General features: G+C 27.2%; 12 protein-coding genes and 1 pseudogene. 7 read left to right on the forward strand and 6 right to left on the reverse strand.

Annotated features, from left to right (window positions below; genetic code table 11):
• On the forward strand, window positions 1–1,333 hold a 1,333-nt coding region (locus tag G6CMJM_RS02910; protein ID WP_129718979.1), incomplete at its 5' end, for a class I fructose-bisphosphate aldolase.
• A 14-nt stretch (window positions 1,334–1,347) separates the two neighbouring features.
• Here G6CMJM_RS02910 and G6CMJM_RS02915 read toward each other — a convergent pair.
• The 6 genes from G6CMJM_RS02915 to G6CMJM_RS02940 are packed head-to-tail and all read right to left on the reverse strand — an operon-like array spanning window position 1,348 to window position 7,697.
• A complete protein-coding gene (locus tag G6CMJM_RS02915) occupies window positions 1,348–1,698 on the reverse strand; it encodes a LexA family protein (RefSeq protein WP_129718980.1) in 351 nt (116 codons plus the stop codon).
• Window positions 1,685–3,343 (reverse strand): LCP family protein, encoded by a 1,659-nt coding sequence (locus tag G6CMJM_RS02920; protein WP_129718981.1) that lies wholly within the window; start codon window positions 3,341–3,343, stop codon window positions 1,685–1,687. The genes G6CMJM_RS02915 and G6CMJM_RS02920 overlap by 14 nt, the downstream gene beginning before the upstream one ends.
• A 48-nt stretch (window positions 3,344–3,391) precedes the next feature.
• On the reverse strand, window positions 3,392–3,814 hold the full coding sequence (locus G6CMJM_RS02925) for a hypothetical protein (protein ID WP_129718982.1): 423 nt from the start codon (window positions 3,812–3,814) through the stop codon (window positions 3,392–3,394).
• A gap of 4 nt (window positions 3,815–3,818) precedes the next feature.
• Window positions 3,819–5,159: an O-antigen ligase family protein gene (locus tag G6CMJM_RS02930; RefSeq protein ID WP_129718983.1), complete on the reverse strand. Its 1,341-nt coding sequence runs from the start codon at window positions 5,157–5,159 to the stop codon at window positions 3,819–3,821.
• The gene (locus tag G6CMJM_RS02935; protein WP_129718984.1) at window positions 5,143–6,270 is read right to left on the reverse strand and encodes a glycosyltransferase; all 1,128 of its coding nucleotides are present in this window, start codon (window positions 6,268–6,270) and stop codon (window positions 5,143–5,145) included. Before G6CMJM_RS02935 ends, G6CMJM_RS02930 begins: the two co-directional genes overlap by 17 nt.
• An 8-nt stretch (window positions 6,271–6,278) precedes the next feature.
• Window positions 6,279–7,697, reverse strand: coding sequence for a sugar transferase (locus G6CMJM_RS02940; protein ID WP_129718985.1), 1,419 nt, complete (start codon window positions 7,695–7,697; stop codon window positions 6,279–6,281).
• A gap of 71 nt (window positions 7,698–7,768) precedes the next feature.
• On the opposite strand from G6CMJM_RS02940, the gene G6CMJM_RS02945 reads away from it, so the two are divergent.
• From G6CMJM_RS02945 to G6CMJM_RS02965, 6 genes and pseudogenes are all read left to right on the forward strand, one after another.
• Window positions 7,769–9,211 carry a hypothetical protein gene (locus G6CMJM_RS02945; RefSeq protein ID WP_129718986.1) on the forward strand — a complete coding sequence of 481 codons (1,443 nt, stop codon included), beginning with the start codon at window positions 7,769–7,771 and terminating at the stop codon, window positions 9,209–9,211.
• Window positions 9,201–9,596 (forward strand): annotated as a pseudogene (locus G6CMJM_RS03280) (GtrA family protein); the annotation flags it as partial. The gene G6CMJM_RS02945 and the pseudogene G6CMJM_RS03280, both read left to right, overlap by 11 nt.
• A gap of 114 nt (window positions 9,597–9,710) precedes the next feature.
• Complete coding sequence (locus G6CMJM_RS02950; RefSeq protein ID WP_241569296.1) at window positions 9,711–11,108, forward strand: DUF2142 domain-containing protein; 1,398 nt, start codon at window positions 9,711–9,713, stop codon at window positions 11,106–11,108.
• A 22-nt stretch (window positions 11,109–11,130) separates the two neighbouring features.
• Window positions 11,131–11,829 (forward strand): glycosyltransferase family 2 protein, encoded by a 699-nt coding sequence (locus tag G6CMJM_RS02955; RefSeq protein ID WP_129718988.1) that lies wholly within the window; start codon window positions 11,131–11,133, stop codon window positions 11,827–11,829.
• Complete coding sequence (locus G6CMJM_RS02960) at window positions 11,829–12,170, forward strand: DUF2304 domain-containing protein (RefSeq protein WP_129718989.1); 342 nt, start codon at window positions 11,829–11,831, stop codon at window positions 12,168–12,170. The genes G6CMJM_RS02955 and G6CMJM_RS02960 overlap by 1 nt, the downstream gene beginning before the upstream one ends.
• Window positions 12,171–12,184: 14 nt before the next feature.
• A partial coding sequence (locus G6CMJM_RS02965) for a glycosyltransferase family 2 protein (protein ID WP_129718990.1) occupies window positions 12,185–13,205 on the forward strand: 1,021 nt, incomplete at its 3' end.

Genomic DNA, 13,205 nt, shown 5'->3' on the forward strand with positions numbered 1-13,205 from the left:
CTATTCTAGTTATAAAAAAACTATTTCATCATTGGTTAAATTGGGAGTTAACTCTGTTGTAATTAAAGATAAAAATTATTATATTACTGGAAATGATAATTCTATTTTTAAGACAAAAGTAGAGTTTAAACTTAATTCTTTCTATCAGTCAACAATTTTTGAAACAATGTTTACTGCTGAATTTTTCTCAACAGGTAATCTTAAAGATAGTTTAGAAATAGCTTCTATTACTGCACATAAATCTGGCTACAATGATATTTTAAAACCTTTTTTTGCTCACCAAATAGCCAATAGTAAGAAAAATATATCATCAATAGAAATTATTAAAGCTGATATAGATATTAAGCAAAAAATAAAATTAGTGGCAAAAACATTAGTTAAAAGACCTAAAGGTATTTTTGCTGCTGACGAAAGTGGTGGTAATATTCATAAAAAATTCACTGCTTTAAATATTGAAGATATTGAAGAGAATAGAAGAAAATATCGTGAAATGTTTTTCACTACTCCAGATATAGAAAACTACCTTAGTGGTATTATCTTGTTTGAAGAAACTTTAAATCAATCATTATCTACGGGTGAATCTTTCGTTGATCTACTTAAAAAAAGAAATATATTAATAGGACTTAAGTTAGATGAAGGACTTCAACCAATATCTAAAGATTCCGAGGAAACAATAACCCTTGGTCTAGATTCACTAGATTCAAAATTAAATAAATACGCCCAAAAAATTGATTTTGCAAAATGGCGAGTAGCTTTTAAAATCAACTCTGATAATAATACCCCTAGCAAAATGGCTATAGATTCAAACTGTCAAATATTAGCACGTTATGCTAAATTATGCCAATCTTACGGAGTAGTACCTATAGTAGAACCAGAAATAGTATTTGATGGCAACCATTCTATAAAACATTGTAGACTAGAAACTGCTAAAGTACTAAAAACTTTATTTGAAGAGCTGAAATTATTTAAGGTAGATTTAGAAGCTACAATCTTAAAGACCAATATGGTTATAGCTGGTAAAAACTATCCTGTACAGTCTCTTCCTAAAGAGGTGGCTCTGGAAACTGTTCAAGTTTTAAAATCAACAGTTCCTAAAGAATTAGCTGGTGTAGTATTTTTATCTGGTGGTCAAACTCCACAGCAAGCAACAGATAATTTGCAAGAAATTATTAATCTAGGACCATTCGATTGGGGCGTAACTTACAGCTTTGCTCGTGCTTTACAAGAACCATCTTTAAATACTTGGAAAGGTAAAGATAGTAATAAAAAACAAGCTCAGTTACTATTCTTGGAAAGAGTTGCGGCAAATTCTCACGCACTATATAAAAACTAAACAATATAAATGAGTTATTTATTAAAAAATAACTCATTTATTGCTATTCTTATAGCTAAGGCTTTTTCCATATCACCTTTTTTATTAAATTCATCCATTTTAGTTTTTAAATAATCTAACACAAGCTTATCGTCTTTATTTTCATTTTGAGACTGGCGTTTTATAGATAGAGATCTAGCTTCAGCATTGTCTGACTTTTCTAATTTACCTAATATAATTAAATTATCTATATGCTTGGCCACTGTAGCTACAGATTTATAGCCAAGCCCTGAAGCTATTTCACGATATGTGGGGCTATATCCATATTGATTGATAAAATTTTCGATATATTCCAAGAACTGTACCTGTTTTTTAGTTAGATTCATAGTTATTTCCTACAACAACAACTATATCAGCTATTTCACTATACTTATTTTTTATAGAACTATCACCTTCTTCTGCTTTTGATGAAAACTTATCAGCTAATGCTTTTATTGTTTTTTCCATCTTTAGATCACTTACTTTATATATTTTACTACTTGAATAATTAGATTTATCGGCAGTTCCAATCTCAACTATATTAAAATCGTCTTTTACTAAATCTTTTTTAACTTTTGCAGCCAAGCCACTAGTATCAGTACCGTTTAACACTACAACTTTGGCTTTCTCATCTAAGATAGTACTACTTTTCGTATTTTTATTAATATATTCTTGAATATTAGTATAATCAAATGTTCCAGCAGTAGGAAGCACAACACTAGCACGACCTACATTACCAGTAGTAAAATAATTAGTTGACTTACCAGTTAAGGGTAGAGATTGAATATTAGAACCTGACAATTGCCCTGCTAATTCAGCTACAGTCCTAATTTCTTTTGTATCAAAAGAATGGTGTATATTATTTCCTAATGTTTCAGCCATACGAATTAAAGCATCTGGATTCATTTTTTGTTGATTAATTTTAGCTACAGTAGCTTGTAATATTTTCTGCTGATTTCTTTCCCTATCAAAATTTCCACCACTAAAACCATAACCGCCATGTGATCCTCTAGCTCTAGAGAAAGCTAAAGCTTTTTCGCCGTCCATATGGGCAATTTGTCCATTTTTGTATCTAACTTTCGTAGCATAGTCATACATTTCAGGTGAGCCATCCCAAACTTCAACCTTAACATCAATACCACTAATTGCATTTATGCTATCTATTAGAACTTGCCAATTACCATGAACTTGATATTGAATATCTAATCCTAATATTTCCCCTACTTTATCTGATAATGCTTTTTGACCTCTCTTCTCAGCATCCGTATTATTACTTCCACTTGCTTTAGCATCTGATTTAGCGCAAGCATATGTTTCATTAAGTTTTCCCGCATTAGTGCCTAACCACCTAGAGCAAGTATGTTTAACCCATAGGTCCCTAGGTAGAGAAGCTGTATATATTTTTTTATTCTCTTGATTGAGTGAAGCTACCATAATAGAGTCGGTTAAATCAGCACCGTCCCAACCATCTGGAGAAGTCCCAAATATAAGAATATTAGTTCTACCATATTTATCTTTTTTAAGCTCTTCTTTTTTAAGAACATCAAGTATATTTCCACCATTTTGAAAAGCAAAATTACTTAAAGATTTTATGGCTCTATACCCATATATTCCACATATTAAAATTATAATAAAAATAATAGTAAGTAAAATTCTTTTTATTATAATTCTTTTTTTAAGTGCTTTAATATCTAAAGGTTTCTTACCTTTTTTAAGTCTTTTACGATTAACCTTGTCTAGTTTTCTGGCTAATTTCTGTTCTTTTTTATTTTTCTTATTATTATCTTCCTGCTCTTGGCGGTGTTCCTCTATGTCTATTCTTTCTAAAGCTAGCTCTAAATCTCTTGAGCTATCTTTTTTTTGTTCTTTTGGAAAATTTATTTTTTTATTTTCAGCAGAATCTACCTTTTTATCTTCCATATTTTTTTCTATCTTGTTTTGAATAGGTCTACGAGGAGTAAAACCGTCAATTGAACGTTGATTATTTTTCATAAGCTCTTTAAATTTTACCAAAAAAATATTTTTAAATCAATTCAGCAGCTATTTTTCAGCCTCATAAAGTAAGTTATCCATCTTTAATTGTAATTTTTTAAAATTACTAAATTGACCTTCTATATTATAAAAATTTCCGTTAAAAATAATAGCATTATTATCTACTGGTATACCATGTGCTACCATATTTCTAATTTTTATCCAATTTTCAATATTAGCATCATCATAACCAATATTCTTTCGCTTAAGAACTGCCTTAAAAATTTTTAATTTATCATTCAACCTAAGTCTTCCAGCAAACATAAAATCATTCAAAAAAGCTTCTTTTTTGTTCTTATCTGCATAATAATTAATTATAATATTATTTATTCGCATTTCTGTAGAATTAACTTTTTCTACTATCATACCAATTTTAATAAGATCAGATTGGTTATATTCTGGATGTAATTGTGTTTTATTTCTTTTAAACATATTGTTAGTCTTTCTCCTTTAAACCTACAAAAACCATAAGTATTATATAAATATGCAAGGCATTTGGCAGCCCCGAAAAGAATAGCCATTGCACCATAAAAGCTACCAAAATAGATAGATACAGTCCGTTAAATCTAAATTTTTTTATAACAAAAATTATATTTGTTATCCATATAATAAATCCTATAATACCTAATTCTAGTAAAATTGAAATAAATTCATTTTGAACTATTTCAAATGAATTACCAGTTTTATGGGTAGTTTTAAATATTGCCTTACCGCTTCCTCCAGATCCAACACCAAATAAAGAAGTTTTAATATCTCTTAGCCAAGTTTCTATACCTAGGTTAGTCATATTAGTGCGTTCATCTGTTGACCTTTCTACATAACCATTAAATAATGCTTTTTCGCTAGTGATCTTTGTTTTATTTTCTTCTATTTTAGGGAGACTAATTTTGCCTAAAGATAAATGGTTAATAGATTTTGAAATCGATTCATATGCATTGTCAGATATTCTAGGGTTCAATTCTGTGAAAAAGGCGTGGTATAGAATACCGAATATAAAAGAACATCCAATAATAAATATCGGTAACACGGTTTTATTTATTTTTATTTTACCTTTATAAAGTATATATAAGTAGTAACAAAGAATAGCTACAAATAACGCAAAAATAGCCCCCCTGCTAAGTGTTAAATACATAGATAAAGCTATAATAAATAAATATAGAGCATCTTTTTTATTAGGTTTATTAATAATTCTATCAATTAAAACTAAAATTGGCATTAATAACAAGGAACCTAAAAACTGTGGCTCAATAGTAAAAACACTAGGGCGTACAAAACCGAATCCTCTAGCTAGGCACCCTTTACATAAACCAATATCCCAAAAAGCACCATATGCTACCTGAATTATAGAAAGTACAGTCATTAAAAAAGCCACATCTAGAAATATATAAGTAAATCTTTCTAATATTAATCTTCTTTTAGTCTTATCTATTAAGGTTATTGTTATAAAAATTACTAGTAAAGTACCCCATAAACCAGCAGTTAATATGGTTCTTAGCTTGTTTTCGCTCCATATTAAAGTAGTAAAATTCCATATAACAAATAATGTAGGTAATATTACATTTTTAATATTAATCTGCTTTTTTAATTTTATAATATCTACAAAGCCTACACCTGCCATTATGAAAACATAAATAATAGCTATAGATAGCTCAATATTTGTTCCACTAATTTTAGTTATAAAAAAATTTGGTAAATAAGAAAAAAATAATGCTACTGGTGATAGTATTAACATTTTTTCAAATAAGTTTAAATCTTTAAATTTATTTTTTATTTTCATTTTTGTTAGCCTCTTTAATAATCTTATTTAAATTGGATATAAAATTGTCAGTAGAGAATTTTTTTACACTTCTACTAACTTTTCTACTGGAAAAATTACAATTTTCAAATTTTTCAATAGCTTTTAATAAGTTTTTGGAAGTTTGTTTTTCAAAAAATATACCGTTTTCATTTTCTATAATATAATCTCTTGATCCTCCTTTGTTATAAGCTATCACCGGAGTGCCACTAGCCAAAGATTCTACAGGGGCAATTCCGAAAGGCTCTAAACTAGGGAATATAAATCCTTTAGCTTTAGCTACTACTATAGCTAATTCTTCTGGATTACTAATAAAATTAATAAATTTAATATTTTCATAGCCTTTTGCCATATTAACCAATTTATCATGCTCAGCTCCTCCACCTACTAAAATAAAATCTTTTTTATTAGCCTTAAAAGCCTCAATTGCTATATCTAATTTTTTCCAATTTACCTGCCTAGAAGTAGTAATATAATATTCCTCTTTTTTCTCAACTAGCGGGAACTTTTCAACCTCTACTGGAGGATATAATATTTCTGACTCTCTTTTATAATATTTTTTTATTTCATCTTGTGAATATTTTGAATTAGCCAATAATAAATCTGGTCTTTGGGCAAATTTAAAGTCAATCTTTCTTAAAGGTAAAACTAATATTTTAAAGAAAAATCTAACAATAAAATTAAAAATACCAAAACCTGGGTTTTTTAAATAATCCTCATACATTCCCCAATAATATTGAACTGGAGGACCTTGAAGATAACTAATATGTAATTGGTTTTTGCTTGTTTTTATACCTTTACTTTCCCCACATGAAACAGAAATAATTAAATCATATTCCGACAAATCTAAATTATTAAAATAAACAACTCTTAATGGACCTAGTATTTTTCTAAGCTTTGCAGGAAAAACATTTAACCAACCAACCTTAATTTTTTTATCATTAAACCAATCAACTTCTTTTTTTGAATATTGAGAAGTATAAATTATGGCTTCAGGGAAAATATCACTAATTGTTTTAACAACTTTTTCAGCACCACCATATGTCGTAAGCCAATCTGTAACAATAGCTATTTTTTTATATTTTTTTTGCATATTAATTTTTATTTAGCCCCTCTTCTAAAAATAACTGAAGCTATAGTTTTAAAAATAATTTGTATATCTAATAAAATAGACCAGTTTTGAACATAATACACATCTAATCGTCTTCTTTCTTCGAATGATATGTCTCTACGCCCTGAAACTTGGGCCAAACCTGTAACACCACTTTTAACCGCTAAGATAATATCTTTTTTCTTATATTGGTTAATCTCTTGAGGAATTAAAGCTCTTGGCCCAACTAATGATATATCACCCTTTAAAACATTAAATAATTGCGGCAATTCATCTAGCGATGTAGCCCGAATAAATTTACCAATTTTAGTAACTCTAGGGTCATCATCTAAGCTATCTCCGTTTTCTCTATATTTCTTAATAAGCTCTGGTTTGTTCATCTTTTCAAAAGCCTGCTCAGGAGTTAACCCATCATATTCAGCTTTTTGTGATCTAAACTTATATATATAAAATTCTTTATTAAATTTAGTAAGTCTTATTTGCCTAAAAAATATACTGTCTTTAGGTGCAATAATTTTCATTATTATTGCCACTATAGTCATAATAGGTAAAGCTATAATTATGCCTATTAATGATCCAGTAATATCCATTAGTCTCTTCCAAAATTGCCCGGCGCCAAAAAGTTTTGTAATTTTTATATCTATAACAGGTAATCCACCAATAATTTCAACACTATTAAGCTGAGATATTAGCCTATCTTGATTAGGTAAAAACATATAGCTAATATGCTTTTCAATAGCATAATCATAAATAATTTCACTTCTGTTATTATCTGTTTGAATAATAACATCTACTTCAGCCTGTTCTACAGCTTCATTAAAATTAGAAAAATGTCGTGGACATTTTTCTCTTGGTAAAAAATCACTCTTTGCCACAATACCAGCAATATCATATCCGTAATCAATATTATGAATTAAAAAGTTCGCCATTTCAGTGGTTTTTTCATTGCTACCAACTATTAAAACTTTTTGCCTACCAATACCATTCCTAATCAATACCCTATTAATAAGTTTAACTAACTCTCTACCTAAAATAATTGCAAAAAAGCTTATAGCAATAAAATAAATAGCAATAATTCTTACCGGAAACACATCATCTCCAGTAAAGAAAGCATACGACACTAAAGCCATTACACTTACAACAGAGGCTACTATAACCCTACCATATTCTCTTGGCCTATATAAAAATATAGCCCTATCATATAAACCACTCATTACATTTACTATTAGCCACACTGGAACAAGCGTAATAATTAATACTACAAAATTCATAGTATGTGGGTCAAAGAAATACGGCCTACCATCAAAGTGTATACGATAATAATAGGCTAAAGAAAAAGATAAAATTACCGCTATGACATCTGAAATCATTAAAAATAACTTCATAATGGTTAGATTATTTTTTATCATTATATACAAATTATAACATATTAGCTAAACTTAAAAGTGTTTTAAGTTAGTATGTTATAATGTTTTTTATAATGAAATCTTTAACTAAAAAATTTTTTTCTTCTATTTCTAATAATATCAATATAATATTAGCCATCTTCAGCTTTTCAATCTTATCAATATTAATTGTTTATTGCTTAACAGCTTCACCTATCGCAGATGTTTGGTATTATTTTAATCGCTATCATCTAGCTAGAAATCATGGAATAGTACAAGGTTTTTTCATCTATATAAAAGATAGTTTTGAACATACTGGTAGATTTTTCCAATGGATAATAATTTTCTTTGGTTTCTTACTATTTAAAATTAATGCAATTAAAATAATTCCTATACTATTATTGATAACTCTATTCGTATCTATATCTTGGTTATTATATCAATTAAAACTATTTAAAAATAATAAATTATCTATTTTTTCTGTTAGCTGCATTTTAACTATTAGCTCGATTCTAATGTTACCTAGTAGTTTTGACTCACTCTTATGGTTAGATGCAAGTGTTTCTTATTTAGGTAGCTTAGCTTGTTTTATACTTATTATTAATTTTATTTTTCTAATGATTCATAAGAAAATACCTCTTCATTATCAAATAGCTATTTTCTTATTTGTTATCTTGTCACAATCTTTAATAGAAACAGTATCTATCTACATAATTGCCTGGTTATTTTTAATAAGCTCATTCCTCTTTATTACTAAAAGAAAAAAGCATCTACTTACCCTATTAAAATTCCTCATATCTTCAATAATTGGTTTTTTGTTGGTTTATTTTTCTTACGGATCTATAAAACGTAGAGAGACATCACCAGAATTAAATTTAAAATGGATATTTTTTGATTCATTCTCAAGCTTTTCAAGGATGATACTTGAATGGAAATATGTATTATTATTTATTCCAATTATTGTTTTAGCAGGATTCATACTAACTAATACTAAAAAAATTAACTTATCATCTAAACAACTTCTACTTATTGCCCTATCAATATTTATGTCAGCTACATATCCTGTTTTTATCTTAAATAATATAGTTCAGGATTATGTTCCTCATAGAATAATGTCTTTACCTATTTTTGCTACTGTTATTTCTAGCTTTATTATAGGTATATCTCTGCAAAAAAGTAAGTTACTTAAATTTAAGAATAACTATAAAATATTTAGTGTTTTATTAATTATTATAGTAATAATTTCAACGCCTTACATAATAAATAATATGCGTCTAAGAATTGAGAAAACTTCTTTAAGGGAACATCTACTTAAGGTTCGTGATATTGACATAAAAAAGCAAAAAAATAATGGCTTAGATACATATATAATTCGTGAACTTCCCAATAATCTAATTAGCAACGCTGAAGATATGATATACAGCCCTAATAGCAATAAACTACATTGGACTGTTACCTCATATCTAGAATTTAATGGAATAAATAGCAACCTAGATGTTAATAAAATTAGAGTATTGAAAGGTAATTATGATTTTTAATATAATAAGTAATTTTATAAAAAATAAAGACAAATCTTTTTTTAAATATATTATTAGTGGTTTAATTGCGGCTATTATAGAGTTTTTATGTTTTAATCTTATCTATTATGTTTTATTTAAAAATCATCTTTTCGTGGCTCAAGCAATTAGCTATTTTACGGGCTTAATTACAGCATTTTCTTTACATTATTTCTATTCTTTTAAATCTCGCAAAGAACAAAAAAATAGAAATAAACAGTTTATCTTATATTTTTTTGTAGCTTTGTTTAATTTATGCTTTTCTTTTATTCTCATAAAGTTACTATCAAAAATAGGTTTATCTCCTGTGATAGCAAAACTTTTAGTTATGGGTACCATAATAATATGGAATTATACTATTCTTAATAGATATATATTTAGTAAATCTATCACTAACTTAAGTCTTAAAAACATATTCAAAAAACTACAAAAAAATTTTATTACAATATTGCTATTTTTAATAATAGTATCTATAGGCTTAGTGCAAATTTTTATAAATAAAGTAGGAGTTAGTTTTGACGAACATGCACATATAGCCAAAATCGAATCTACTTCTAGGCTAGATTTTATTCCACGTCAAAAAAATAAAGATTCATATGCTTCTAGTAAAGGCGCAATGGAAATGCAGTCATTTGTTACTAAAAATATAGAAGCTTCTCTTGCTAAAGACATCAATACATATAAAAAATTGGATAACGAAGTTAAAGAAATAGCTAATAAAAAATATCGGTCTTTACCTGTAGAAGAAGTCTTTCCTCAAGGAGCAGGCGCATATCATAGTATAAACTATATCCCCAACGCTATAGGCTTATATATTGCACGGCTACTTAATATGACAGTAAAGCAGGCCTATTATAGCGCTAAAATATCTGCTTTGATTATTAATGCTTCTATTATATCTTTTTCCTTCTTCTTACTTCGAAAATATCGTTCAAAATTTTTAGTATTAATTGTAGCTTTATATCCTCAGATATTAATATCACTATCATCTATTAGTGCAGATGGAATTATTAATGCTACAAGCTTACTGTTTGGAACTATAATCTTAAAATCTCTACTCGATAAAAAGATACCGCTTTTATTTATAATAATTGCTATTTTATGTGGTATTTCTATGTCAATTTCAAAGCTGCCCTATTTATTAATTAGCATGTTAATATTCTTTATACCTTTTAAATATTTCAAAAAAGATTCATATAATAAAATAGCTAAAATATTATTTTTAATACCTATAGTTATATTACCTCTATATTGGAACTATATAATGAAAGATGCCACACAACACACTAGCCATAACGCTTATTGTTGTCTGTCTGGGGTTAAAGCTGACAGCAAAGAACAAATTAAAAATATACTAAAAAATCCTATAAATTTTACTGGGTCAATATCTGAATTTATAATAAATTTTGATCTAATTGAAGAAGGTAGAATTATAAACCCTATAGAAGGATCCAGAAATTTACGATTAAATACTAGCATTCTATTTGTTCACCTAATATTATCAATACTTATAGTTGCTTATGTAGAAAGAGAATATAATGATAAACAATATTTTAAGAAGATAGCTCCTTATTGGATATTATCTATATTATTCACTACTTTAGGAATTATAGTTGCATTATACGTAGCAGCGAATTCTGTTGGTCAATTTCATATATGGGGAGTTCAAACAAGGTATTTCTACCCATTATTATTCTTTATATTCGTAGTAATATCAATTTATACACCTATAAAATTAAAGAATTTTTCTTCAGAAAAGATATTAAGATACACCATAATAACATTGATAATATTAAATATTTTCTCCACTATTCAACTATATATACTTCCTAGGACCTCAAATACTTATATAAGTTACTATAGTAGTACGCAAAAATAATTTTTTATGTTAAAGTAGTTGTATGAGTACAAAATATGATGATACATTAATAATTGTACCTGCTTATAATGAAGGTAGTGTTATTGAAGAAAATTTGAACAAAATATTAAAAGAATTTAAGTATGTCGTCTGCGTAAATGACGGAAGTTCAGATAACACAGCTGAAGAAGTATCTAAAACTAAAGCTATTTTATTATCTCACCCTGTAAATATTGGCCCGGGTGGTGCTTCACAAACTGGTATTGAATATGGAATTGCAAATAATTTTAACTTTTTCGCAACCTTTGATGCCGACGGGCAACATTCCCTAGAAGACCTTAAAGGAATGGTTGATTTAATACATAAAAATAAAAATATTGATATTATGATTGGATCTAGATTTTTAAGCAAAAAAGCTGAAAATATGCCTTTTAGTAAAAAAATATTACTAAAAACAGCAATTATTTTTTCCAATATAACATCAAGAGTTAAGGCGACAGATACTCATAATGGTCTTAGAGTCTTTAACCTAAAAACTGCTAAAAAATTAGATTTAAAATTAAATGATTATTCTCACGCCTCAGAAATACTTGATAAAATACGTATTAATAAATTAAACTTTCAAGAGTTTCCAACAACAGTTTATTATACAGACTATTCTAAAGGTAAAGGACAATCTAGTATTAATGCTGTAAATATTATGGTAGACCAACTTTTAAATATGTTGAAAGGTAAAAAATAATGAATCAAATAATAATCCAAATAATTTTAACCATATTTATTGTGCTAGCTATTTTTAAAATATTACACCATCACAATTCAGCTAGTAGTAAAGCTTTATCTAAAATATTTTTTATTATCTTTCTTATATTTGGCTTAGTAATGATTTTTAATCCTGAAATTACAAATGACATCGCTCATCTAGTAGGAATTAACCGTGGTGCAGATTTAATGCTTTATGTATTAGTTATATTTTTCATTTTTGATAAAGTTAATGATTTCTATAAAGAACAGAATCAAAAAGAACGTTTCGCTAAATTAGTTAGGAAAATAGCCTTACAAGATAGTAACAAAAAGAAATAAATTCTATTTTCATTATGAATCCAACTTTTTCGATTATAATTCCAGTATATAATGCAGAAAAAAATATTAGCTGCATTGTTAATCAAATTACTAACATCACTTTTACAGATTACGAATTAATTTTAGTTAATGATGGAAGTACTGACGGCACTAAAAAAATATTAGATAGTATTAATAATAAAAATATTAAAGTTATCCATCAAAAAAATTCTGGTCCTAGCTTAGCTAGAAATACTGGAATTAAAAAATCATCTGGCGAATATATATTATTTTTTGATGCTGATGATATTATTAATACAAAGGAATTGAATAAAACTTTATTATCTTTTAATCTAAATAAAGCTGCTGATCTTACTGTATTTGGCTGGAAAATAAAATATAGTAACGGTGCTATAAGAACTATAAAACAGAGTCATCAGCTAATATCTAAAGATAACATAGTCCCCTTTACTATTAAATCCATAGGCAACAGTGGGCAAATGTATAATTTATGGAATAAAATATACAAATCTAAAATTATAAAAAATAATAATCTCTTATTAAATGAAAATTTAAAATTTGGTGAAGATTTAATATTTAATTTTAATTTCATTCAAAAAAGTAACAGTATAGAAATTATAGACAGTAACCCTTATTATACTTATATCGAAGAAAGCCCTAGTAGTATAGTTAGCTATACTAAATTAAACTATGATTTTCGGCAGCAAAATTTAATTGCTCTTAATCATTTTTCTCGAAAACAATCCTTAGAAGTTAAAGAGTATGCTAATTTCGTAAAATGGAGATGGCTTATATCTTATGCATTAGCTATATGTAAAACTAATTACAGTTTTAATCAAAAAAAGAAATTAATAAAAATAGCTATAAAAGATCAGAAGCTTAAACCAGCGAAAAAAGTATCTTCAATTGGTTATAAAAAGTTTATAATGGAATATATATTCTATATATTGTCTTTATCACCTGCTATCTTTACTTTTTTTATAAACCTAATTAGTAATATTAAAAAGTATCAAAAAAATCAAAATATTACTATAG

The organism is Candidatus Nanogingivalis gingivitcus (genome assembly GCF_004151455.1).
Classification (GTDB): Bacteria; Patescibacteriota; Saccharimonadia; order Saccharimonadales; family Saccharimonadaceae; genus Nanogingivalis; species Nanogingivalis gingivitcus.